The organism is Undibacterium sp. RuRC25W, assembly GCF_049339825.1.
GTDB lineage: Bacteria > Pseudomonadota > Gammaproteobacteria > Burkholderiales > Burkholderiaceae_D > Undibacterium.
Genome location: NZ_JBMPPD010000013.1, coordinates 40,910 through 65,176, shown reverse-complemented (window position 1 = coordinate 65,176; position 24,267 = coordinate 40,910). Strand labels below are relative to the sequence as shown.

Sequence of the window (24,267 nt, the reverse complement as noted above, 5' to 3'; positions counted from 1 at the left end):
TGCCCTTTTTGCTTAGTTGGTTTCCTCAATCACCGCAGGAGTACTCAGGTCAGGAGCGGCAATTCCAGGTGGATTTTCTGCGTAATAGTAATCACCATTGACGGAAATGATACCGTTAGGAATAGGTCGTTCTTCCATCGGCAAATCTTTCAGCGCTTTTTGCATGTAACCAATCCAGATCGGCAATGCCAGACCGCCGCCTGTTTCGCGGTTACCCAAGTTGCGCGGCTGATCAAACCCTATCCATGCAATGCCCACTAACTTTGATTGATAGCCAGCAAACCACGCGTCAAACGAATCATTGGTCGTGCCGGTTTTACCTGCAAGATCGGTCCGCTTGAGAACCATGGCTTTCGCTGCAGTACCATAGCGTACGACATCCTTGAGGATACTGTCTACCAGGAACGCATTACGTTCATCGATCACACGGTTCGCTTCATCGCCTGCCAAATCCGGTTTTGCCTGTACTAATACCGCACCGTTGTTATCAGTAATTTTCGTGATCAGGTAAGGGTTGACTTTATATCCGCCATTAGCAAAAACTGAATATGCTCCAGCCATTTGCAACGGTGTCACCGCACCAGCGCCAAGCGCCAGCGTCAGATAGGGTGGATTTTTTTCTGGACTAAACCCAAACCGCGTTGTGTATTCCTGTCCATATTTAGCACCAATCCGATGCAAAATTCGGATCGAAATCATATTTTTTGATTTCGTTAACCCCTTACGCATCGTCATCGGACCTTCATATTTACCGTCGTAGTTCTTTGGCTCCCAAGCTTGTCCACCCGTCTGACCCGCATCAAAACTAATTGGGGCGTCATCAATGATCGTTGCTGGCGATAACCCTTTTTCTAACGATGCCGAATAAATGAATGGCTTAAAGCTGGAGCCTGGCTGACGCCATGCTTGGGTAACATGGTTAAACTTATTCAGGCTGTAATCGAAACCGCCAACCAGCGCTTTGATCGCGCCATCATTGGTATCGGTGGCAATAAATGCAGACTGTACTTCCGGCATCTGGGTAATTACCCAATTTTTGCCTTCCTGCATCACACGGATCACTGCGCCACGCTGAATACGTTTGTTGGCAGGGACTTTGGTTGTCAATCCAGCAGCTGAAAAACTCAAACCGGCATCATTGATAGTGATTTCTTCACCATCCGCCAACACTGCACGTACCGATTTTGGTGAAGCTTCCAATACCATCGCAACTTCCAAATCATCGCTGTTACTGTGCTCGGCGAGTGCTTTTTCAATGGCATCCTCAGCTGCTTCTTTCCCTTCAGGAATCTCGATGATCGCTTCGGGTCCACGATAACCATGGCGCTTTTCGTAGTCCATGACGCCACGACGCAATGACAGATAAGCGGCATCTTGATCTGCTTTAGTAATTGTCGTGTAGACATTTAAGCCGCGCGTGTAGGTGTCTTCTTTGAACTGCTCATATGCCAGCTGACGTGCCATTTCAGCAACGTATTCGGCATGAATACCAAACTCACTACTGTCTGTCTTCGTGGTAATAACTTCTGCTTTTGCCTGAGCGTATTGGGCATCACTGATGTATTTCAGATCATGCATACGAAGCAAAATATATTGCTGACGCACTGTCGCACGTTGTGGATTGGCGACTGGGTTATAGGCAGACGGTGCTTTAGGTAAACCCGCTAGCATAGCCGCTTGGGCAATGGTGAGATCTTTAATATCCTTGCCAAAATAAATTTGTGCGGCAGATGCGAAACCATATGCACGTTGACCAAGATAGATTTGATTCATATAGACTTCCAGAATCTGATCTTTGGTTAGATTTTGCTCAATCTTCCATGCCAGAAGTACCTCATAGATCTTGCGCTTAAAAGTTTGTTCGCTGGTAAGAAAACAGTTGCGCGCGACCTGTTGGGTAATGGTTGAAGCCCCTTGTTTTGCACCGCCTGCCAAGTTGTGAAGAGCTGCCCGTGTAATCCCAAGATAGTCGACACCACCATGTTCGTAAAAGCGGTCATCCTCGATGGAGAGTACGGCTTTTTTCATGATGTCAGGAATTTGGTCAAAGCGCACGACGTTCCGTCTTTCCTCGCCAAATTCACCTATTAAGACGTTGTCTGCCGAAAAAATTCGCAAAGGCATCTTCGGTTTATAACTCGTAATTGAATCAAGTTCGGGCAAATTTGGATAGGCCAGTGTCAGGGCAAAAACAATGATGAGGGCGATTGCTGTGCCACAACCAACGAAGATACTCAATGCGCCAATGAATATGCGCTTCCCAATACTGCGTTTGGCGCTGGATTTTTGCTGGCTTTCTTGCTTGGTGGAAATTTCTTTATCTGACATGAGTTCATATTGTGACATTCGCAGTCCGCATTATAACGTTTGTCCAAGTGCATACCTTTTAAACTGTGATTGGCAAGTATTATTCGCGATCAATTTCAGTGTTGAGTGGAAATTTGGCAACGTATTACCATGCTGCTCCAAGGAAAGTCCTTTACGATTGTGAGCGATATTGCTACGATTTAATGTAAGCTCGGATAATTGCGTTGTAAATAGCGGTTTTTAAAGAAAATTTTCGATATTTTTCTTAGTTTCCTGGTTTTATTGACATGCTTTGTTTCAATTTGTAAAAAGTGCATACGATTGTGATTATGAGGGGATATTCTTGGCTTTAGATCTTGCTTCGCTGCTTGGCAGAAAAAATCCTTCTCTGATCGGGTTGGATATCAGTTCGTTCGACATCAAGCTTGTCGAATTATCTGAAGGCAGTAATAAGGCCTATCGTCTTGAACGCTATGCCTCAGAGCCATTGCCAAAGGGGGCGATTCAGGACGGAAACATCGAAAACATTGAACAGGTTTCTGATGCGATCCGCAAATTGTTGAAAAAAAGTAACTCCAGTACCAAAAATGTTGCATTAGCAATGCCAGCGGCTGCGGTGATTACAAAGAAAATATTATTGTCCGCAGCCTTGAGTGATCAGGCACTAGAAGTGCAGGTGGAATCCGAGGCAAGTCAATATATTCCGTTTTCGATGGATGAGGTGAGTCTGGATTTTTGCGTGATCGGACCTGCGACTAACCCGGAAGATGTTGAAGTTATGTTGGCAGCGTCTCGCAAAGAAAAAATTGAAGATCGAGTGGCTGTTGCGCAGGCGGCAGGCTTACAAGCAAAGGTCATGGATGTTGAGTCGTATGCTGCACGTGCATCGATGTTGCCTCTGATTGAAAAACAACCGAATGAAGGCCGTGATCAGATTTATGCAGTATTTCAAATCGGCACAAAGCGGACCTATATTTATATTTTGCTCAATGGCGAAGTCGTGTACGAGCGCGAACAACAATTTGGTGGCAGTCAGCTAACGCAAGATATTGTGCGTAACTACGGACTGTCTCAGGAAGAGGCTGAAATTAAAAAGAAGTCCGGTGATTTGCCTGATAGTTACGAAATGGAATTATTGGAGCCATTTTTAGAAAATGCGGCGCTTGAAGTGACTCGTGCGATCCAATTTTTCTTCACATCGACACCGTATACACGTGTTGATCAGATTTTTTTAACTGGTGGGTGTGCTGTCGTGACTGGACTGGTTGACATCGTGGCAGAGAGAACAAAAATATCCACCACGGTCGTGAGCCCGTTTAAAGGGATGGAGCTAGCCACTGGCGTCAACGAGAGAGCATTGCGTAACGATGCTCCAGCTTATGCAATTGCCTGCGGTCTGGCGTTGCGGAGATTTGACGAATGATAAAAATCAATCTTCTTCCTCACCGTGAGGAAAAACGTAAACAGCAGATTAAAGATTTCTATTCGTTACTCTTACTTTCCGCGATTGTCGGAGCATTGATAGCGATTATTGTGGGTGCTTACAATTCCAGCCAGATTTCCATGCAGTCTGACCGCGTTAACTTTATCAAAAAGGAAAACGCAAAGCTGGACAATAAAATCAAAGAAATCGTCGATCTGAGACAAGAAATTGATGCCTTGAAAGCCCGGCAACAAGCTGTTGAAGATTTGCAGGGTGATCGTAATCAACCAGTTTTTTTGCTGAGTGAATTGGTGAAATACACTCCAGAAGGCGTTTATCTGGGGTCGCTGAAACAAGAAGTTCAAAAAGTAACTGTCGTCGGGTACGCGCAATCACAAGAACGTGTGGCTGATTACATACGAAATCTGAGTGGTAAGTCAGAGTGGATGTATAAGCCCGAGTTGGTTGATATCCATTCGGCAGGGATTGGCCAGGGGCGTGATGCTAAAAAAGTGTATGAATTCACTATTAACGCCGCCATTAAGCGTCCCCGTGAAAAAGACGAGTCCGCCTCAAATGCAGCGACGAGCGGTGATTCAGATAAGAATCGCGCAGTCCCTGGTTAATAAGTTAAATGAATTGGAAGGTCGGGCATGGCAATTAATGTTAAAGAGCTGATTGATGATGTCGGCTCTCAGTTTCGTGACTTAAACGGTTTGCACCCCGGGCTCTGGCCGTTAATTCCTCGTTTAACTGCTGGTTTTGCCGTTCTCGTCGTTGTATTGATATTGAGTTGGTTTTTTTATTGGGATGCGCAAAATGAAGAAATCAATCAAAAGCAACAAGAAGAAGTCAAGCTCAAACAGGAGTACCGAGATAAACTGCATCAAGCTATTAATCTTGACGCGCTAAAAGATCAGCGTGTACTTGTGCAACAGTATGTGGCCGCGATGGAACGGCAATTGCCAAGTAAAGCAGAAATGGGTGCACTGTTATCAGATATTAACCAGGCTGGAGCTGGACGTGGTTTGGTATTTAACTCATTCAAACCTGGCGTTGTTACTGTAAAGGACTACTACGCCGAATTGCCAATTGATATCAAATTAAGCGGAAGTTATCACGATCTTGGCGAATTTGTTGCTGATATTGCTATGTTGCCGAGGATCGTTACATTGAACAATTTATCAATTATGAGTAATCCGAAGGACAGCACGTTGACCCTGGATGTGGTTGCAAAGACTTTCCGTTACCTCGATAAGGATGAAGTCTTGGCTCAGGAAAATTTAAAAAAGGCCACAAAAAAATGATGTTCAATAAGCTGAAAATTTTATTGATCTTAGTCATCACTATACTAGTGAGTGCATGTGGTGACAATGGCACGAGTGAGTTGACGGAATGGATGGCAGGAGTCAAAAAAGAAACCAAACTGTCCATCCCCAAATTAATGCCACCGAAGGTTTTTGTACCTGTTGCTTATACGGGAAAGGATGATCTCGATCCTTTTAACTCCGCGAAATTACTGGCTGTTCTCGCCCGAATGAAGGCAGACTCCAGTCATGGACCAGACATGGACAGAAGGAAAGAGGCCCTAGAGTCATTTCCTCTAGATTCGTTAAAAATGGTCGGTACTATAGAGAAGGCAGGATTGAAGCAGGCTTTGGTACAGGCAGATAAGACAGTCTATCAGGCAAGGATAGGGGGATATGTCGGGCAGAATTTTGGGCTAATAACGGGTATCTCTGATGACGGAATTGATATTAAAGAAACCGTTCAGGATGCTGCAGGAGAGTGGGTTGAACGTAAGGTCAAGCTTGAGTTGCAGGAGAGTCAGAAATGAACGCGTTGATAAATAAAAGTAAAAGGGGCGCTATGTTTGTCAGAGCTTGTTTGCTGCTGTTGTTGGGGATGAATCAGTTGGCTTCAGCGCAATCGAATAGCATTGAATCAGTTGAAGCCAACCAGCAAGGATCCAATATTATTGTCCGGGTAGCGATGAAAAAGCCGCTAACCAAATTGCCAACAGGTTTCTCTATTGCTAATCCAGCGCGTATCGCACTGGATTTTGCCGAGGTTGCCAACGGCACAGGTAAAACTTCCATCGATATCAACACTGGCGATTTAAGAACGGTGACGTTAGTTGAAGCCACTGGTCGTTCACGCATGATTTTTAACCTCAATAAGCCTCTGAATTATGCAGCAGTCATTGAAGGAAAAATGCTGATCGTGACAATTGATGGCTCTGGTGGTCTTGCTACACCTACAAATTCACAGGGTTTGCCTGTCAATGTTGATGCACCTGTAATGTCAACGAAACCAATGCTGCATGATATCGATTTTCGTCGAGGGGTTGGCGGCGAAGGACGCATTGTTGTCGATTTACCGCTCAATCAGGTGGCAGTGGACGTACGCCAGCAAGGACAGAAAATATACGTAACTTTCCTTAAAGCCGGTTTACCTGACGTGCTACGTCGTCGTCTCGATGTTGCGGATTTTGGGTCGCCTGTTCAAACAGTCACGACAACGCCATCGGGTGAGAATGTTCAGATGGTCATTGAGCCTAAAGGATTATGGGAGCAAAGCTCATATCAAAGTGACACCCAGTTTGTATTGGAAGTGAAGCCAATCAAAGAGGATCCAAATAAACTGACTCAAGGCACACAAGGATATCGCGGTGAGCGTCTTTCCTTTAATTTTCAGAATATCGAAGTGCGTGCTATTTTGCAAATTATTGCGGAAGTCAGTGGTCTTAACGTGATTGCTAGTGACACTGTCACAGGTACGATTACGCTGCGCCTGAAGGATGTGCCTTGGGATCAGGCGCTAGACAATATTATGCAAATCAAGGGCCTTGATATGCGTAAGAACGGTAACGTCATCTGGGTTGCGCCCAAAGATGAGTTATTGACCAAAGAAAAACTCGAATTAGAGCAGAAAGCACAAATTGCTGACCTAGAACCGTTGAAGACTGAATCATTCCAGTTAAATTATCAAAAAGCAGAGGCATTTAAACTTGTTTTTGGTGCTGATGGAACAACAACGAATCGTCTATTATCAAAACGTGGTAGCGCTGTCATCGAACCGCGTACGAATCAGTTATTTATTACTGACATCCCTTCTAAGATTGAAGAAGTCAGAAAATTGATTCAAAAAACTGATATTGCGTCTAAGCAAGTGATGATTGAAGCGCGTATTGTTGAGGCCGATGATACATTCAGTAAGAATCTGGGTGCAAAATTAGGGTTTACCGACTTACGTGGCATTAACGGTGGTACGACTGGATACCAAGTGAATGGTAATCAAAGTGTTGCGATAACAGGATCAATGCAGGGTGTGGCTGAGCAAACGCTGCAGACCGGTGTTACTAGTAGCACGCTCGCTAATTCTCAATTTGTTAACCTGCCCGCGGCTGCGATTGGCGGATTGAATCCCGGTAGTCTGGCGGTCAGTTTGTTCTCATCGGCTGCAAATCGTTTCCTCAATCTTGAACTGTCTGCCTTAGAAGCTGACGGCAAAGGTAAAGTGATTTCAAGTCCACGAGTTGTGACAGCGGATCAATTAAAAGCGTTGATCGAGCAAGGTACTGAATTACCATACCAAGTCGCTACCGCCAGTGGTGCAACATCAATTGCATTTAGAAAAGCAACAATGCGTTTGGAAGTGACCCCGCAAATTACACCAGATGGCAATATTGTTCTCGATGTTGAAGTGCACAAGGATAGTGTAGGACAACAAACTTCTTCCGGTTTGGCGATTGATACGAAGGAAGTGAAAACGATGGTTTTGGTTGAAAATGGGGGGACCGTTGTATTGGGCGGTATTTATCAGCAAACAGAAAATGATAGCGTGACAAAAATTCCATTTTTTGGCGATTTGCCTTTATTGGGTAACTTGTTTAAGACAACGGGTAAAAGTAATCAAAAAACTGAATTGTTGATTTTTATTACTCCCAAAATTATGACTGACCGTTTAGGTTTAAAGTAAACTTAACTTTTTTGAATATTTAAATGCTCTCGCTCAACTACAGGTGTTACATGAAAAGCTTTTTCCGGATAATTTCTGGCCTATTTTTACTGGCACTCATGTCAGCTTGTGGCGGCGGGGGTGGTTCACCTGGTGCGACGGGATCGAAAACCATTCTCAGTACATCTGCCAACTCGACCGTTACGGTTGCTGCTGGTCAGAGCCAGACTTTCACAATCACTGGTGGAGTTCCAAATTATCTGGTGACGAGTAGTAACATCAGTGCGCTCACAGTGACCAGTACGAATGCCAACTCGTCGACTGCAGCACAATTCACGGTTACAGGTATCTCTTCCGGTGCTGCCACAATAAAAATTGTTGATAATGCTGGAACAATCATTAGCATTGCAGTGACTGTTAGCGGAACTACGTCTACTACCTTAGCCACCTCTGCCGCTGTTAATAATAATTTAGCAGTTGGCGCGGCAGGTGTTTATCGCGTTACAGGTGGAACGCCTCCGTGGACAGTGTTTAGCAGCAATCAAAGTGCCGCCGGTGTGTCAATTTCTAATAATGTTATTACGGTGACTGGTAAAGCCGTGGGCTCGTCTACGATCACGGTGTTTGACTCATTGACGCAATCAGCAAGTTTTGCTGTGCAAGTGGCATCTTCTGGGAGTCTGGCGACGGCAGCACCCAGTTCAATTACTGTTGGTTCTGGGAACAGTACCGCTCCAGGGTATCAAATCTTCGGCGGTAGCCAGGTCTACGCCGTCGCAAGTGCTAACACTGCTATTGCTACCGCAAGTTGCACCACACCTTGTACTGCATTTACCGTGTTTGGCATCAGCCCTGGTACAACTAACGTTCAGATATCTGACACGGCAGGTGCATCGGTTCAGATTAATGTGACTGTAACAGGTACAGCAAGTACGCCATTGTACACAACCGCTCCTCTTGCAATTACGATGAGCGTTGGTACGCCAACCAACTACCTAATAGGTGGCGGTACGCCAAACACAACTTCACCAAAGTATTTTGCTGTGAGTAGCAATACCAGCGTTCTCACCGCGTCAGTTGATCTTACTGGAATCTTGACAATTAGCCCTCTTGCATCGGGTGTGGCAACAGTCACAATTAAAGATGCTGTCGGTGCAGCGTTAACGCCGATCTCAGTTACTGTCTCGGGTGGTACAACGAATGCGATGTACACGACAGCACCTGCGTCGATTTCCTTGAATATTAACGATACGCCTAGTTATTTAGTGAGCGGTGGTGTTCCATTTATTGATTCGAAAGTTGCGCAATATCAGGTCGTAAGTAGTAATGCGTCAATCGCTCAGGTCGTATCGACGCCGGGAAGTGCCAACTTCACGGTGATAGGTATCGCTTCTGGGTCTGCCACTCTCCAGATCAATGATTCAACGGGTACCAAACCTATCACTATTAAAGTGACAGTGGGCACAACGGGCGTACTATTTTATACGTCCGCACCCGGCACACTGACGATTGGCGCACCATTGGCTGGTGTGACACCGACTGCTTCCGTGTATGCGCTGGGCGGAGGTACACCGCCATACAATGCCAGCTCGAGTGATGTCACTGTTGCGACCGTTGTAGCGAATCCGAATAGTTTACAGATTACTGGGATATCCCCTGGAACTGCGACTGTGCAGATCGTTGACGCTGCGGGTACTCCCCTTTCGACGAAGGTTAACGTCGTTGCAACCACGAGTACAACCATGGCGGTCTCACCATCTGCGGTAGGTAATGCTTATGTCGGTGATGTGCTGACATTCCGTATTGATGGTGGTACTCCGCCATATACAGTGATATCGAATAACCCTGCTAGCGTTTCGATTCCAACAGGTACCGTGTCCGCGAGCGGAGGAACTTTCACTGCGACTATGGCGAACATCAACACGGGTGTCATTATTACCGTGTCGGATAAAAATGGTGCCCCAGTCCAAGTGACAATCGGTACTATCGCCGCTAAATCCGCGTCGTTAACCTTAAGCCCAAGTTCGTTTATTCTGGGACAGACTTCGCCAGTGGCTACGCCAGCACCAGTACCATTAACCTTATCGGGGGGCAACGCACCGTTCCAGGCATTTACGGATAACCCAGTGGTCAGCGTCAATGATGCATCGACTAACCTTCCCGTCGCAACCTTCTTCACAAACAGAAGTTTGTCAGTAGTAACACAATCAAGTGTGTGCACATCCAAGACCGCTTATACGGTCAATGGAGTCACAATCAATGGCGCAAAAATTACTATTACCGTCATTGATAATTTGAATAATGTGACGAAGAGTTTGATGTATGTAAATTGCCCTTAATAAAAGCGAGTAATTGGCGCTCATTAAGTAGGTTAAAGAAGTTGTAAAAAGTTGTGCAGGAGACTTTGTGAGTGTCCAGGCGCTGAATTTAATTTGCCCCAGGAAATTGCGATGTCTGGCAATATTTTTTTAGTAGGTCTTATGGGGTCCGGGAAGACGACAGTCGGCCGGGCCCTGGCGAGAAAGTTAAACAAACGTTTTATTGATTCTGATCATGAAATTGAGGCGCGTACCGGCGTCTCAATTCCTGTGATTTTTGAGATAGAAGGTGAAGCTAGTTTTCGCCAAAGAGAGGCAGATGTTATCTGTGATCTAACCGCCCAAAACGATATTGTATTGGCGACAGGCGGTGGTGCCATTCTCAACCCAGAAAGTTTGAGATACTTGCATGAGCGCGGCACGGTTATTTATCTCCGAGCTGGTATCAATAGCATTCTTCAGCGTACACGGAACGATAAAAATCGTCCTCTGTTGCGCACGGCTGACCCACGGAAAAAGCTTGAAGAGTTAGAGGCGCAACGCCATCCTTTGTATCAAAAAGTGGCACATTTGGTCATCGAAACAGGTCGTCCGAATGTACAGCATCTTGTCCAAAGCATTCTGGAAAAGTTACCTAAACCATTAATAGAAACATACCTTCAATCTCATTTTACTGATATGCATTCTGTACAAAACGGCACAATTAATACTTTGAACGTTCAGTTAGGTGAGCGCAGCTATTCGATTTCCATTGGTCAAGAACTCCTCGATAATATAGCCTTGTTAGAAGAAAAAATCCGTGGCAAGCATGTGGTGATCGTGACTAACACCGTTGTCGCTCCTCTCTACCTTGCGCACGTTGAGGCGCAATGCAAGGCTTTGGGTAAAGTAAGTAGCGCAGTTGTTTTGCCTGACGGTGAAGCGCATAAAAATTGGGACAATCTGAATTTAATTTTCGATCATCTACTTAATCACAAATGCGATCGTAAAACGACGTTAATTGCCCTCGGTGGTGGCGTGATTGGCGATATGACGGGATTTGCTGCAGCTACGTATATGCGTGGTATTCCGTTTGTGCAAATTCCCACCACGCTCTTGTCGCAAGTTGATTCGTCAGTTGGTGGTAAAACGGGTATTAATCATCCACTTGGTAAGAATATGATCGGAGCGTTTTATCAGCCGCAGGCGGTTATTGCTGATACCACAACATTAAACACATTACCGGACAAAGAGCTATCAGCAGGTTTGGCCGAGGTCATTAAGCACGGAGCGATCATTGATGCGACCTTCTTTACATGGCTCGAGCAAAATATGACGAAATTACGCGCCAAAGATCCGCAAGCATTAGCTTATGTGATTGCGCGCTCCTGTGAGATCAAAGCAGACGTGGTTCAACAGGATGAGCGCGAAGGCGGGTTACGCGCAATTTTGAATTTTGGTCATACATTCGGGCATGCAATTGAAGCTGGTCTAGGGTTCGGTACGTGGCTGCACGGCGAAGCTGTCGGCTGTGGTATGGTGATGGCTGCCGAGTTGTCGTTCAGACTTGGTTATATCGATTATGTGAGCAAGACACGAATCAAGCAATTGGTCGAAGACGCAGGTCTCCCAGTGATTGCCCCAGATCTTGGTGAGCAACGCTGGTTAGAACTGATGGAAGTGGATAAGAAAAATGAAGGTGGGCAAATTAAATTTATTTTGCTAAAACCGCTCGGAGCGTCGATTATTACCAGTGTGCCAGAAGTCGTGTTATTGGAAACTTTACGCCACTGTATTTTAGAATAGTGATGACATTGACTGACCAACATCTAGCATCGTATGCCGCCCAATCAACTACGTCGAGAGGGCGGCTTTTTATTGAGCCTGCGTCAAGCTCGCGTAGTGAATTTCAACGTGACCGCGATCGCATCATTCACTGCTCGGCATTCCGCCGTCTTGAATATAAAACGCAGGTCTTTGTCAATCATGAGGGCGATCTATTTCGTACTCGATTAACGCATAGCCTTGAAGTTGCACAAATTGGTCGTTCTATCGCCAGAAATCTGCATTTAAACGAAGATCTGGTCGAAGCGATCGCACTCGCACATGATCTTGGTCACACGCCGTTCGGACATGCTGGACAAGATGCTCTGAATGCTTGTATGCATCCTTATGGCGGCTTTGAACATAATCTCCAGAGCTTGCGTATCGTCGATAAACTCGAAGAGCGGTACGCCGCTTTTGATGGACTAAATCTGTGTTTTGAAACCCGCGAGGGGATACTCAAACATTGCTCGCTGAAAAATGCCGAATCGATGGGTGATGTCGGTCAGCGCTTTATCCATAAGACGCAACCTGGACTCGAAGCGCAACTCACTAACCTAGCAGATGAGATTGCCTATAACAATCACGACATTGATGATGGACTGAGATCGGGACTAATCACAGAAAAACAGCTACTCCAAGTTGAGATTTTTGCTCGCCACAGGGCGGAAGTTGAGTCTGTATATCCAGGACTATCCGGGCGTCGCGCAATATCTGAAACGATTCGTCGCATGATCAACACCCTGATTACAGATCTCATTAAAACGTCTGCGGCTTTGATTCAAAAATATGGCCCGAAGTCTGTCGATGATGTGCGCAACATGCCTAAAATGATTGCATTTTCTGATTCACAATATCAGGAAGCAAAAGTGCTCAAGCAGTTTTTGCATCAATATTTGTATCGCCACTATCAAGTCAACCGCGTGATGTCAAAAGCTAGACGTATCATTCACGAATTATTTGATGCATTCATGGCCGAACCGAACCTGTTGCCGCCCGATTACCAAGTTCTGTCTGCAAGTGATGAGCAGCAAAAGTGTTTACAGCAGGCGCGTAAAATTGCTGATTATATCGCCGGCATGACTGACCGCTATGCAGTAAGAGAGCACCGTCGCTTGTTCTCTATCGATGAAAACTGATTCGTCCCTACTATGTAATCTTAATAGCCGCTATTTATTCAACTGACGGAGAAAATTATGTCTCACAAATCACTCATTCCAGGTACCCATTTCCAACGTGTGATCGCCTGTACATTACTGGGTGTCGCAGTAACTGCGAATGCGTTGTCACTGAGTGACCTGAGCAATCAAGATGCAAGTGCAGGACTGAAAGCGGCATTAGATAAAGGATCGACTGTCGCTGTTAGCAAATTAGGCGTAGAAAATGGATTTCTGAATAACGATAAAGTGAAGATTCAGCTCCCATCCGTGCTGGAAAAAGCGATGCCGATTCTGAAAATGACAGGCAAAGGGCAGCAACTCGATGAGCTCGTTGTCTCAATGAATCGGGCAGCGGAGACCGCTGTTCCTATGGCAAAACCGCTTTTACTCAACGCTGTTAAATCAATGACGTTGACTGACGCAAAAAATATTCTGAGCGGTGGCGAGACTTCCGTCACTGAGTTTTTCAAACAAAAAACTGCCGCACCCTTGTCAGTCAAATTTTTACCTCTCGTCAAAGGTGTGACCGACAAAGCCGGATTGTCCTCAAAATACAACGCTGTTATGGGGCAAGTACAAAAATTTGGGGTGGTGCCAGAACAAGAAGCAACCGTCGAAGGCTACGTAACACAAAAAACGATGGATGGGTTGTTTCTGATGATTGCTGAAGAAGAGAAACAGATCCGTCGGGATCCGCTTGGTGCCGGCAGTGCTGCCATTAGTAAGGTTTTTAGCTTGCTTAAATAAGACTAGCTAGAAATGATCGTCACCGAGTTCATGCGGTATTGCCTGAACTCGGAACTCTCTGCACTGTCCTGCCATCCATTCAAAGAGCGATTTTGGGTTAGTTCTGAGATGATAAGACGCAATGTTGGAACCAACTTTTGGCGAGGTCGGAGTCGTGCTTTGAAGTAGACGCCAATGCTCTTCTCTTAATGTGATTTTTCCGACACAAAAATTGCTGCTTTTTTTCGACTTCTAACAATAATTTGCATTTCAGTGTGATTTGCGAATAGGAAATAGATCGCGATTCTTCCATAACTCTCAATTCATATTTTGTGCTCGACTAGTGCTATTTTTCAATAGATCGCAGAGGGGGTATGACTATTTTCACCTTCTTTTTTGTCTTTACCTCGACAAAAACCACAAACTGCGTAGTTTTACTTAAGTAGATAGTGTTGCAGTGCAGCATTGAAATATCTGTTAAGTTATCTCTTGTGTGTACCGACAATATAAAAGCATTAATCACAGTGCGGTGGCGCGACATGATTGAGATGTGGAAGACACAGAGGGTGAACATACACCACACAGATTCTCATACCTCAGTCCTGTAATGAAAAAGTTGAAATTAACATCAATAATCTGGAGACCAACATGTCACACAAAATGAAAACCCTGATTGCCTCTGCATTGATCACATGGTCAGTTGCAGGTGTTGCCGCTGAACCGATTAAGATTGGTGTCTCCGGCCCACTGACCGGTGGCTCTGCGCCAATGGGCGTATCGATGCGCGACGGCGTAAAATTGGCCGTGGCTGAAATCAATGCAAAGGGCGGTATTCTTGGACGCCAATTGCAAGTAGTGGAACGTGATGATGAAGCAAAAAATGAACGTGGTGTGCAAGTCGCACAAGAACTGATTAACAAAGAGCGTGTTGTTGCTACGGTCGGTTATGCCAATACCGGCGTGGCGATTGCTTCACAGCGTTTTTATCAAAACGCCAAAATCCCAGTCATGAACAACGTGGCGACCGGTTCTATCGTGACGAAGCAGTTTGTCGGCCCTGAGTTCCCAGAAAACTATATTTTCCGTAACGCTGCCAACGATACAGTGCAATCTGCAATGATCGTTGACGAAGCGATTGTGAAACGTAAATTCACTAAAGTTGCGATTCTTGCTGACTCCACTAACTATGGTCAGTTGGGTCGTGAAGATTTGGAACGCACTCTCAACGCAAAAGGTATTAAACCGGTCGCTGTTGAGAAATTCAACATCAAAGACGTAGACATGACAGCGCAATTGCTCAAAGCGAAGCAAGGCGGTGCACAAGCGATTCTGACCTATGGTATCGGACCTGAGTTGGCGCAGATCGCAAACGGTATGGAAAAACTGGGTTGGAAAGTGCCAATGATCGGTAGCTGGACTTTGTCTATGGGTAACTTCCTCGACAACGCAGGCAAAAACGGTGACGGTGCAAGCATGCCACAGACTTTCATCCAGGATCCGAATACACCAAAGCGTAAGGCATTTATCGAGGCCTACCAAAAAGCCTATAAAATCGACCGTATCCCATCTCCAGTGTCAGCTGCACAAGGCTATGACTCCATTTATTTGTTAGCTGCTGCGATGAAACAAGCTGGCACGACAGATGGACCTAAGGTACGTGAAGCATTAGAAAGCTTGAATGAAAAAGTAGAAGGCGTGGTCACCACTTACGTCAAACCATTCACACATGATGATCACGAAGCGATCAAAGCTGGCATGCCTGTCATGGGCGAAGCTAAAGACGGTCACATTGTCTTAGCAAAATAAGGCTATTTAGTCGTCAACGTATTATTGAGTAAGACCGGAATCAGGTGACTTGCAAGATCACATCGTAAGCACCTGAACCTTTTCTACATACTGCACCCGTTTAATTTGGTCCGCGAATCTTCGATATGCAACATAGCGAGGGTGGGGCGGATTCACGTCTAAGCTGGTGCACTCCATTCGGGTAATAAAAATGGAAATCCTATTACAACTCGTGTTTAGTGGCATTGCCCTCGGCATGATTTACGCGGTCATCGCGTTTGGTTATCAACTCACTTTTGCAACGTCCGGCACACTTAATTTTGGCCAAGGTGAGTCGTTGATGTTGGGTGCTTTAGTTGGCCTGAGTTTGGTTGGTAGCATCCATGGTGGTCCTTACATGAATTACTGGCTGATGATCCCACTGGTGATCTTGTTTGGCGGCCTGCAAGGTGTGGTCGTTGAGTGGATTGCTGTACGACCTGCGATCAAAATTAAATCGGAATTTGGTTGGATCATGTCCACCATCGCGATGGCGATTATTTTTAAAAATGTTGCAGAAAATATCTGGGGTAAAGACGATCTGACTTTCCCATCACCCTTATCCGCGCAGCCATTTCAGATTTTTGGCGCGAACGTTCAACCGATGCAAATCGTCGTGATCGTCGGTGCGTTGGCAATCATGTTGGCAGTGGAATTATTTAATCGTAAGTCGATTTACGGTAAGGCTGTTGTCGCTACTTCTAATGACAGAGATGCTGCTGGCTTGATGGGCATTAATACCAGAATGGTGATTACGTTCTCTTATGCGCTGTCTTCGGCAACTGCGGCGTTTGCAGGTGTTCTGGTTGCACCATTAACTTTAACTGGTGCAACGATGGGCTCATCGCTGGGATTGAAAGCGTTTGCGGTCGCGATTATCGGTGGTTTGACATCGGGTGTTGGTGCGATTGTTGGTGGGTTGATTTTAGGGATTGCCGAAACATTGACAGGTTTTTATGTCTCTACTGGCTACAAAGAAGTACCAGGCCTGGTTCTGCTGTTGTTAGTGTTGGCAATCAAACCTGCTGGCCTGTTTGGTAAAACAGCGATCAAGAAAGTATAAGGAGACATCATGAATAAAAAGACCTTAGCACTTTCCGTCATCGGTATTGCTGCGCTCGGTTTGTTCCCAGTGTTTATGCACAATCCGTATTACCTGCATCTTGCAGAAACGATCTTAATTTATGCAATCCTGTTGTTTGGTCTGGATATTGTGGTCGGTTATACCGGCCAGGTCTCCTTAGGACATGCGGGCTTGTTTGGTATTGGCTCGTACACGACTGGTGTTCTTTACCTCAAACTTGGCTTACCAATTCTGCTCGCGTTACCTGCGAGTATTGTGGTTGCTGCCGTTTTTGGTGCGGTAATGGCTCTGCCAGCATTGCGAGTTACTGGGCCATATCTGGCAATGGTGACGCTGGCGTTTGGTACTATCACACAGATTCTGATTAATGAGATGAGCTTTTTAACTGAGGGTCCAATGGGCATTCAGATTACGAAGCCGGGCTGGTTCGGTCAGAAGATGGATGAGACAACGTTCTTTTATTTGGTCGCGGTATTGATGGTAGTGGCGTTAATTGTTGTTCATCGTATATTGCGCTCGCATCTTGGTCGCGCGTTTCAGGCATTACGTGACAGCCCGATTGCATCGGATTGTATGGGCGTTTCGGTTTATCGCTACAAAGTATATGCCTTTGTAATCAGTGCAGCGTTAGCAGGTCTTGCAGGTAGTTTGTATGCCTATTCTGAACAATATATTTCTCCGAATACCTATAACTTTGAACTGACTATTTTGTTTTTGTTAGCAGTCATTATGGGTGGACGTAAGAGTCGCATCGGTTCTTTAATTGGCGCCTTTATTGTGGTGATGTTGCCATCGCTGTTGGCTGACATTGACTTGTTCCGCCAGATATCAACTGCAGCAGCGGTGATCGCAGTGATTGGCGCAGTGATCGCTTTAGTACAGAAGCGTAAAACAGCCCGAGAGATTGTCGTACCCGTGGTAGCAACGATAGGTATGGCATTGTTTTCCTATAAATTGGAAAATATTACCGATTGGCGTCTGACTATTTTTGGTCTGATGACCTTATTCGTTGTCTATTATTTGCAGGATGGTATTGTCGGTTTTGTGAGTGCCATGTTTGGTAAAGGTCCTCGTCATCTTATCGCTCAGTCAGGTGCGCAGGCTGTGGACGAATCGTTGGCAATTGCGAATGCGGGCGGTGAGCGCGTTGGCGTGTTGTTGAGTGCCCGCCAGTTGTTGATGCAGTTTGGTGGATTAAAAGCCCTGAATCATGTTGACCTGCAAATTGCCCAAGGTACGGTGCATGGATTGATCGGCCCGAATGGATCCGGTAAAAGCACAATGATGAATGTGTTGACCGGTATCTACAAACCAACTGACGGTGTGGTTGAGTTTGCTGGGCGGGTAATTTCAGGAACGACGCCATCAGCGATCGCTTTAGGCGGTGTTGCGCGGACTTTCCAGAACGTACAATTGTTTGGCGAAATGACTGCTACCGAAAACGTGTTGGTGGGTTTGCATAGTACTTTCCGTAGTAACGTTTTTGATGCCATGCTGCACACACCACGGTATCTGCGTGAAGAGCGTGCAGCACGTGAACGCGCTGCGAGCATTTTGCACTTTGTTGGTTTATCTGATCTGGCAAATGAAGAAGCCCGTAATCTGCCTTATGGTAAACAACGCTTGTTGGAAATTGGTCGTGCGCTGGGTTTAAATCCACAATTGTTATTGCTTGATGAGCCAGCCGCAGGATTGACTGCGCCTGACATCAAAGAGCTGATCGCGATCATTCGTAAAATTCGCGAACACGGCATCACGATTATTCTGATTGAGCATCATATGGATGTGGTGATGTCGCTATGCGACACCGTCACCGTACTCGATTTTGGTCAGAAAATTTGTGAGGGCAAGCCAGCCGCAGTTCAGGCTGATCCGAAAGTGATTGAGGCTTACCTTGGTGGAAGCGTCAGTGAAGAGCTGAGTGGCGCAGCCCATCCAGTGGCTACGGCGTAAGGAGAACCGCATGTTAGAGATTTCAAATTTACACGCCGCGTACGGTAAGGTGCAAGTATTGCACGGCATTTCTTTGTCCGTCCCAAAAGGCAAAGTGGTGACTCTGATTGGCTCAAATGGTGCAGGTAAAACGACGACCATGCGCGCTATTTCCGGTATGTTAAAACCGAAAGAGGGTACCGTTAATCTTGGAGGACAGGACATTACCGGACTCGATTCGCACAAAATTGCACGCGCTGGTCTGGCACATTCACCGGAAGGTCGACGGGTATTTGCAACCATGTCGGTCAAAGATAATTTATTGCTCGGCGCGTTCCCTCGTTTTACAGGATCGCGCAGTCGCGGCGATATTGATACGGATTTGCAAAAGGCGATGGAGTTATTTCCTCGCCTGCGTGAACGTCGCGATCAGCTCGCTGGCACCTTGTCTGGTGGTGAGCAGCAAATGCTGGCGATGGCACGTGCAGTCATGTTAAATCCTGAAGTGATTTTGCTCGATGAGCCATCGATGGGATTGGCGCCGATTTTAGTGGATGAAGTTTTCCGGATTATTCAGCGTCTAAAGCACGAAGGGATGACTATGTTGCTCGTAGAGCAGTTTGCAGCTGCTGCGTTGGCGGTTGCTGATTATGGTTATGTGCTTGAGAATGGGCGGATTTCTGTTCATGGGCCTGCGGCGAGTTTGCAGAACGATCCGGCGGTGAAGGCGGCGTATTTGGGGGGGAATGCGCAGCATTGATGTGCTGGCATTTTGTTGCGTATCTCGGCAGCCAATCACGTTTCTTTTCGCAAGGGTTTGCTGGGAAAAGCGAGCCAAAGAAACGCTCCGCAGACTTCGTTCTTCGAATGCAACACAGTGTGTAGGAACAATGTGCGCGTCACGTAAAACGGGAAAGTATCTAAATTCGCTTCGCTCAGACAAAGATACTTTCTGATCCGTTTTCCGTGAAGCACAAATTGCTTTATCTAAAGCGGATAAAGGTAATTGCACAATCAAAACTAGCTACGCTAAATGGAAAGCAGAAAACGCCCCTCTACTGCAAGCGCAATGGAGGGGCGGCTTTTGGATTAGGTATCAACGACCAACGTCACTTCACCGAAGCATTACCCCATCACCCCACTAACGAACGCAATGGGTGGGCGTATTTTGGCCATACTGGCGTGAAGAATTCCACTACCATATCGCGTGTGACTTCTGATAAGTCTGCAGGTGACCATCGTGGTTGATTGTCTTTGTCGACAACTAAAGCACGTACACCTTCTAAGACTTCGCCATGTTTGAAGCAGTGGCGCACCATCGTTCTTTCCATACGCAGGCAATCTGAGACTGACATACTGGCGCTGCGGCGCAATTGTTCTAACGTGACGCTCATCAGTAATGGCGAGCGTTTTGCCATTGTTGCGAGGGTCGTCTGGGCAAAGGTACTGTCGCTTGCTTTCAGGCGTTCAGTAATAACAGGAACGCTATCTCCAATGAACAATGCATCAATTTCTGCACGTTGCGCGGCGAGTTTGCTTTGTGCTGGGTCGACTTTTGACGCAAACGCACTAGCAAAATCGTGAATCGCTTTACGCCAATCAGTCGCATCGCTATTGCTCAAGAAATCCATCAAAGCAGGGATTTCAGTGGTTGGAACAAACACATCGGCCAGCCCAGCATAAAGGGCATCGGCAGCAACAATGATCTCTCCACTTAATCCAAGATAAGTGCCGATTTGGCCTGGTGTGCGGGATAAGAAATAACCACCACCGACATCTGGAAATAAACCGATATTTACCTCAGGCATCGCCATTTTTGTGCGCTCAGTAACGATGCGCACGCTAGTGTCAGGGCCTGCTTGAGCAATGCCCATGCCGCCGCCCATGACGACGCCGTTCATCAGCGCGATGTAAGGTTTTGGATAGAAATGAATTAAATGGTTTAATGCATATTCTTCGGTGAAAAAATCTTCTAATAGCGCGCTGTCACCCGTCGGCGTTGCTGTTCCGACGTCATAAAAAAAGCGAATATCACCTCCTGCACATAAAGCCTTTTCGCTACTACTCTGAATAAACACGGCACGGATGTGTTCATCTTCTCGCCACTGGAGCAAGCTAGCAGTCATCGCGCGTACCATGTCCAGAGATAATGAATTAAGGGCTTTGGGGCGGTCAAGCGTAATAAAACCGATATGATTTTTAACGGATGTCAGGACGTGTTCGCTCATAGGATTACCAATAAATTGATCGTGATGAAGCAATCATTTTATGCTTTGGTTGGCAAGACGTCACGTGCTTTCAACATCGCTAAACAAAGAGCTTGGTATAAACAAAAAAGGACGCCAGAAAGCGTCCTTTGTTTTGATGTCCCCGATTATTCAGGGGATGGAAATTATGCCGATGCCGGGTCTGGCATATGTTTTATTGCATCGTGCTGATGTTCCTGAATTTTGTCTTTATGCTTAATGACTTGACGGTCCAGTTTGTCGACCAGTGAATCAATGGCGGCATATAAATCATGCGCCAGACTTTCAACATGGATATCTTTTCCGCTGATGTGTAGATTGATATCGGCTTTGTGACGTTTTTCTTTTTCTCGGAGCTTGTCTACCGTCAGGATGACGGCAATATCAATGACTTGATCAAAGTGACGCCGTACCCGTTCTAGCTTGGTATGTACGTATTCGCGAATTGCAGGAGTTACTTCGACGTGATGTCCACTGATGGTGAGATTCATACTGTGCTCCTATAATAATGTTCCATACTATGATGATGCGCTCATTTCATCGGAAGTGTTTTGAGCTAAATCATATATAGCAATTTAAACCGTAAATACAAGGACAAACTTATAAAGATTTACGCATACTCACTGGAGGAATTTTCAAGGCTTCTCGGTATTTGGCGACGGTACGTCGGGCAATTACCATGCCCTGTTCACCCAGCATGTCTGCAATTTTACTGTCAGAGAGTGGGTTCTTCTGGTCTTCTGCTCCTATCAACTGCTTGATGAGTGCTCGTATCGCGGTGGACGATGCTTCTCCCCCAGTTTCCGTCGCGACATGGCTGCCGAAAAAGTACTTCAACTCAAACATGCCATGTGGGGTCAACATGTATTTTTGGGTCGTTACACGAGAAATTGTGCTTTCGTGTAGTCCTAGTGTATCAGCTATTTCGCGCAAAACAAGGGGGCGCATAGCAACTGCACCGTGCGTAAAAAAATTACGCTGCCTTTCTACTATCGCTTGCGCAACGCGCAATATGGTTTCAAAGCGTTGGCGCATATTTTTGATGAGCCAGCGTGCTTCCTGGAGTTGGGTGTTTAGACCATTTTCGCCGCGATGCTGACGCATCAGATTCGCGTACATGCTACTCACGCGCAGTTTGGGCATGACGTCCTGATTGAGTACGACTTGCCAGCCATTCGCCGTTTTTTTGACAATTACATCTGGGACGACATAGTCTGAACTACTTTTAGCAAATTCACTGCCTGGGCGTGGTTTGCATGTTCGGATGACAAGCTGTGCTTCACGTAAATCTTCATCATCACAATCAAAAATTTTCTTTAATTTAGTGAAGTCCCGTTGGGCAAATAAATTTAATTGATTTTCAACAATACTTAATGCCAAGCGACGCGTCACGAATGGGATATGAGGTAAACGTTTTATCTGCAATGCCAAACATTCTGCCGGACATCTTGCACCGACTCCGGCGGGGTCGAAACTTTGCACCATAGAGAGCGCAAATGATAATTCTTCTAGCTCAACAGTCAGTTCTATTGGCAGACTCGCATGAATTTCTTCTAATGTTTCGCTGAGATAACCATTATCATCAATGGCATCAATGATGAGTTCAACCAGCGCCAAATCACGCGGTTCGCGCAAATTGAGTCGCATTTGTTCTGATAAATGCTCACGCAGACCAATGTGCGCTGCTTCTAGCTGACGTTGACCGTCATCATCTTCGGCATTGTATTGGCCTGCTGGCGCATCATTGAAGCTCCAGTCTTCCTCGTTTGCGCTGACACTGTCATTCGTTGCAAATTCAGTGTCAGATTGTGAATCCTGCGACGTAGTGGTATTTGCTTGTAAATCTGGTATTTCCATGCCTGCATCAGGTGTTGTACTGGTGCTATTGATTGCGCCATCTGCCAATAGCCTGACTGCATTATCCATAGGATCATCGACCCGTTCCAAGAGTGGGTTCTCGATGAGTAGTGTTTCCAGTTCCTGATGTAACTCAAGGGTCGACAATTGCAATAACCGTATCGATTGTTGCAATTGTGGAGTGAGCGCCAGATGCTGGGAAGTGCGGAGTTGCAGGCTTTGTTTCATGATGCTTCCGTCACATCCGGAAATGTTCTCCCAGATACACCCGTCTGACCGATTCATTTTCAATGATGTCGTCAGGCTTGCCACTGGCTAATACTGCACCTTGATTGATGATATAGGCATGATCACAGATACCCAATGTTTCACGCACGTTGTGGTCAGTGATCAAAACGCCAATACCACGCTCTTTGAGAAAGCGTACGATACGCTGAATCTCAATGACCGCGATGGGATCAACGCCCGCAAATGGTTCATCTAACAGGACGAACCGCGGATTTGTTGCCAAAGCACGGGCAATTTCGACGCGTCGCCGCTCCCCCCCCGACAGAGATAAGGCAGGGTTGTCGCGGATTTTTTCGATTTGTAAATCTGCCAATAAGGCATCTAGTCGTTGTTGAATAACACCTTTAGATAAAAATTTGTTATTTTCATCTTTTTGTATCTCCAAAACCGCGCGGATGTTTTCTTCAACAGTGAGTTTTCTAAAAACTGAGGCTTCTTGCGGTAAGTAAGATAAACCTAAGACCGCACGTTCATGAATCGCCAGTCCAGAGGCGGGTATGCCGTCTATGGTAATACTTCCACCATCCGATGGGACGAGGCCAACAATCATGTAAAACGAGGTGGTTTTTCCCGCCCCGTTAGGGCCAAGCAAGCCAACAACTTCGCCGCTCTTCACGGTCAATGACACATCTCTGACAACCTGCCTCGCGCCGTAGCGTTTTTGCAGGCCTTTTACCACCAGCGTGCTGGTTTTTTCTGAGGTATTGGTTGGCATCTTATATTTCTTTGATATTTTATTTGTCGTTCTTTGGCTGAATAGTCAGACGGATTCTTCCACCGCCAGATACAGCAGTGCCATTGCTTGTATTCGAGCCAACAAAGACATCGTTTTTACTATCGTAAGAGAGATACTCGCCTTCTTGTTCGTCGGTGACCTTGCTACCTTCAAGGTAACGTACTTTGGCACGAGAGATGAATTTAATAAATTCTGTTTTTTCGTCATATTCGGCACGCTCAGCTTCACCCTCTACCCACAGGTCTGGCCCGCCGTCGCGTTTCTGGCGAAACCTGACCTTACCCCCAGCCTTAGCGTAGAGTTTTACGTTTTGAAAATCATCAGGGGTTTTGCTAGCAACAGCACGTTCCGCGCTGACGACCAAGGTCCCTTTGGTGATGTGCACATCACCAGAGCAAGTGGTGACATTGGTTTTGCCGTCACTGATCAGATGATCCGCTTCAATGACCATTTCTTTTTTGCTATCGGCTTTTTCGGCGTGTGCCGATAAAACTACCGAAGTGCAGAGGCCAAAAAATACTATCGAGCTCACAATCTGACGAGTAGAAATGAGAGTCAGGCGCATGGTTTACTTTCTAATTGGGTTTCTTGTCAGGTAAGTTC

The 24,267-nt window shown here is 46.1% G+C and carries 19 protein-coding genes; 13 read left to right on the top strand and 6 right to left on the bottom strand.

The window, feature by feature from the left end:
• Positions 1-12: 12 nt before the first annotated feature.
• Positions 13-2,328: a penicillin-binding protein 1A gene (locus ACO0KV_RS08155; protein ID WP_423041744.1), complete on the bottom strand. Its 2,316-nt coding sequence runs from the start codon at positions 2,326-2,328 to the stop codon at positions 13-15.
• 322 nt (positions 2,329-2,650) lie between these two features.
• On the opposite strand from ACO0KV_RS08155, the gene ACO0KV_RS08150 reads away from it, so the two are divergent.
• The 13 genes from ACO0KV_RS08150 to ACO0KV_RS08090 all read left to right on the top strand — a co-directional run bounded on the left by ACO0KV_RS08150 (position 2,651) and on the right by ACO0KV_RS08090 (position 19,297).
• A complete protein-coding gene (locus ACO0KV_RS08150; RefSeq protein ID WP_423041696.1) occupies positions 2,651-3,730 on the top strand; it encodes a pilus assembly protein PilM in 1,080 nt (359 codons plus the stop codon).
• Complete coding sequence (locus tag ACO0KV_RS08145; protein WP_423041694.1) at positions 3,727-4,356, top strand: PilN domain-containing protein; 630 nt, start codon at positions 3,727-3,729, stop codon at positions 4,354-4,356. Before ACO0KV_RS08150 ends, ACO0KV_RS08145 begins: the two co-directional genes overlap by 4 nt.
• Positions 4,357-4,383: 27 nt before the next feature.
• Complete coding sequence (locus ACO0KV_RS08140) at positions 4,384-5,037, top strand: type 4a pilus biogenesis protein PilO (protein WP_423041692.1); 654 nt, start codon at positions 4,384-4,386, stop codon at positions 5,035-5,037.
• Entirely contained in the window at positions 5,034-5,567 is a 534-nt protein-coding gene (locus ACO0KV_RS08135; RefSeq protein ID WP_423041690.1) for a pilus assembly protein PilP, read from the top strand. Before ACO0KV_RS08140 ends, ACO0KV_RS08135 begins: the two co-directional genes overlap by 4 nt.
• Positions 5,564-7,711: a type IV pilus secretin PilQ gene (pilQ, locus tag ACO0KV_RS08130; RefSeq protein WP_423041688.1), complete on the top strand. Its 2,148-nt coding sequence runs from the start codon at positions 5,564-5,566 to the stop codon at positions 7,709-7,711. The genes ACO0KV_RS08135 and pilQ overlap by 4 nt, the downstream gene beginning before the upstream one ends.
• A 50-nt stretch (positions 7,712-7,761) precedes the next feature.
• Complete coding sequence (locus tag ACO0KV_RS08125) at positions 7,762-10,029, top strand: beta strand repeat-containing protein (protein WP_423041686.1); 2,268 nt, start codon at positions 7,762-7,764, stop codon at positions 10,027-10,029.
• 111 nt (positions 10,030-10,140) lie between these two features.
• The gene (gene aroKB / locus ACO0KV_RS08120; RefSeq protein WP_423041684.1) at positions 10,141-11,793 is read left to right on the top strand and encodes a bifunctional shikimate kinase/3-dehydroquinate synthase AroKB; all 1,653 of its coding nucleotides are present in this window, start codon (positions 10,141-10,143) and stop codon (positions 11,791-11,793) included.
• A 2-nt stretch (positions 11,794-11,795) separates the two neighbouring features.
• Entirely contained in the window at positions 11,796-12,950 is a 1,155-nt protein-coding gene (locus ACO0KV_RS08115; RefSeq protein ID WP_423041682.1) for a deoxyguanosinetriphosphate triphosphohydrolase, read from the top strand.
• Positions 12,951-13,007: 57 nt separating this feature from the next.
• Complete coding sequence (locus ACO0KV_RS08110) at positions 13,008-13,718, top strand: DUF4197 domain-containing protein (protein WP_423041680.1); 711 nt, start codon at positions 13,008-13,010, stop codon at positions 13,716-13,718.
• 639 nt (positions 13,719-14,357) lie between these two features.
• Entirely contained in the window at positions 14,358-15,503 is a 1,146-nt protein-coding gene (locus tag ACO0KV_RS08105; protein ID WP_423041742.1) for an ABC transporter substrate-binding protein, read from the top strand.
• Positions 15,504-15,693: 190 nt separating this feature from the next.
• The gene (locus ACO0KV_RS08100; RefSeq protein ID WP_423041678.1) at positions 15,694-16,584 is read left to right on the top strand and encodes a branched-chain amino acid ABC transporter permease; all 891 of its coding nucleotides are present in this window, start codon (positions 15,694-15,696) and stop codon (positions 16,582-16,584) included.
• Between the two features lie 9 nt (positions 16,585-16,593).
• Positions 16,594-18,558, top strand: coding sequence for an ABC transporter permease subunit (locus ACO0KV_RS08095; protein ID WP_423041676.1), 1,965 nt, complete (start codon positions 16,594-16,596; stop codon positions 18,556-18,558).
• A 10-nt stretch (positions 18,559-18,568) separates the two neighbouring features.
• Complete coding sequence (locus ACO0KV_RS08090) at positions 18,569-19,297, top strand: ABC transporter ATP-binding protein (protein ID WP_423041674.1); 729 nt, start codon at positions 18,569-18,571, stop codon at positions 19,295-19,297.
• Between the two features lie 373 nt (positions 19,298-19,670).
• On the opposite strand, the gene ACO0KV_RS08085 is transcribed toward ACO0KV_RS08090, so the two are convergent.
• The 5 genes from ACO0KV_RS08085 to lptA form a co-directional block, all read right to left on the bottom strand.
• Entirely contained in the window at positions 19,671-20,765 is a 1,095-nt protein-coding gene (locus ACO0KV_RS08085; protein WP_423041672.1) for an enoyl-CoA hydratase/isomerase family protein, read from the bottom strand.
• A gap of 164 nt (positions 20,766-20,929) precedes the next feature.
• Positions 20,930-21,274 (bottom strand): ribosome hibernation-promoting factor, HPF/YfiA family, encoded by a 345-nt coding sequence (gene hpf / locus ACO0KV_RS08080; protein WP_423041670.1) that lies wholly within the window; start codon positions 21,272-21,274, stop codon positions 20,930-20,932.
• 109 nt (positions 21,275-21,383) lie between these two features.
• Entirely contained in the window at positions 21,384-22,868 is a 1,485-nt protein-coding gene (locus tag ACO0KV_RS08075; protein ID WP_423041668.1) for an RNA polymerase factor sigma-54, read from the bottom strand.
• Positions 22,869-22,878: 10 nt separating this feature from the next.
• Positions 22,879-23,643 carry an LPS export ABC transporter ATP-binding protein gene (lptB, locus tag ACO0KV_RS08070; protein WP_423041666.1) on the bottom strand — a complete coding sequence of 255 codons (765 nt, stop codon included), beginning with the start codon at positions 23,641-23,643 and terminating at the stop codon, positions 22,879-22,881.
• 19 nt (positions 23,644-23,662) lie between these two features.
• A complete protein-coding gene (gene lptA / locus ACO0KV_RS08065; RefSeq protein ID WP_423041664.1) occupies positions 23,663-24,229 on the bottom strand; it encodes a lipopolysaccharide transport periplasmic protein LptA in 567 nt (188 codons plus the stop codon).
• Between the last annotated feature and the right edge of the window lie 38 nt (positions 24,230-24,267).

Excerpts from the sequence above, each read along its gene's own strand:
- ACO0KV_RS08155 (WP_423041744.1), bottom strand. The coding sequence starts at position 2,328 with ATGTCAGATAAAGAAATTTCCACCAAGCAAGAAAGCCAGCAAAAATCC.
- ACO0KV_RS08145 (WP_423041694.1), top strand. The coding sequence starts at position 3,727 with ATGATAAAAATCAATCTTCTTCCTCACCGTGAGGAAAAACGTAAACAG.
- ACO0KV_RS08140 (WP_423041692.1), top strand. The coding sequence starts at position 4,384 with ATGGCAATTAATGTTAAAGAGCTGATTGATGATGTCGGCTCTCAGTTT.
- ACO0KV_RS08135 (WP_423041690.1), top strand. The coding sequence starts at position 5,034 with ATGATGTTCAATAAGCTGAAAATTTTATTGATCTTAGTCATCACTATA.
- pilQ (WP_423041688.1), top strand. The coding sequence starts at position 5,564 with ATGAACGCGTTGATAAATAAAAGTAAAAGGGGCGCTATGTTTGTCAGA.
- ACO0KV_RS08125 (WP_423041686.1), top strand. The coding sequence starts at position 7,762 with ATGAAAAGCTTTTTCCGGATAATTTCTGGCCTATTTTTACTGGCACTC.
- aroKB (WP_423041684.1), top strand. The coding sequence starts at position 10,141 with ATGTCTGGCAATATTTTTTTAGTAGGTCTTATGGGGTCCGGGAAGACG.
- ACO0KV_RS08115 (WP_423041682.1), top strand. The coding sequence starts at position 11,796 with ATGACATTGACTGACCAACATCTAGCATCGTATGCCGCCCAATCAACT.
- ACO0KV_RS08110 (WP_423041680.1), top strand. The coding sequence starts at position 13,008 with ATGTCTCACAAATCACTCATTCCAGGTACCCATTTCCAACGTGTGATC.
- ACO0KV_RS08105 (WP_423041742.1), top strand. The coding sequence starts at position 14,358 with ATGAAAACCCTGATTGCCTCTGCATTGATCACATGGTCAGTTGCAGGT.
- ACO0KV_RS08100 (WP_423041678.1), top strand. The coding sequence starts at position 15,694 with ATGGAAATCCTATTACAACTCGTGTTTAGTGGCATTGCCCTCGGCATG.
- ACO0KV_RS08095 (WP_423041676.1), top strand. The coding sequence starts at position 16,594 with ATGAATAAAAAGACCTTAGCACTTTCCGTCATCGGTATTGCTGCGCTC.
- ACO0KV_RS08090 (WP_423041674.1), top strand. The coding sequence starts at position 18,569 with ATGTTAGAGATTTCAAATTTACACGCCGCGTACGGTAAGGTGCAAGTA.
- ACO0KV_RS08085 (WP_423041672.1), bottom strand. The coding sequence starts at position 20,765 with ATGAGCGAACACGTCCTGACATCCGTTAAAAATCATATCGGTTTTATT.
- hpf (WP_423041670.1), bottom strand. The coding sequence starts at position 21,274 with ATGAATCTCACCATCAGTGGACATCACGTCGAAGTAACTCCTGCAATT.
- ACO0KV_RS08075 (WP_423041668.1), bottom strand. The coding sequence starts at position 22,868 with ATGAAACAAAGCCTGCAACTCCGCACTTCCCAGCATCTGGCGCTCACT.
- lptB (WP_423041666.1), bottom strand. The coding sequence starts at position 23,643 with ATGCCAACCAATACCTCAGAAAAAACCAGCACGCTGGTGGTAAAAGGC.
- lptA (WP_423041664.1), bottom strand. The coding sequence starts at position 24,229 with ATGCGCCTGACTCTCATTTCTACTCGTCAGATTGTGAGCTCGATAGTA.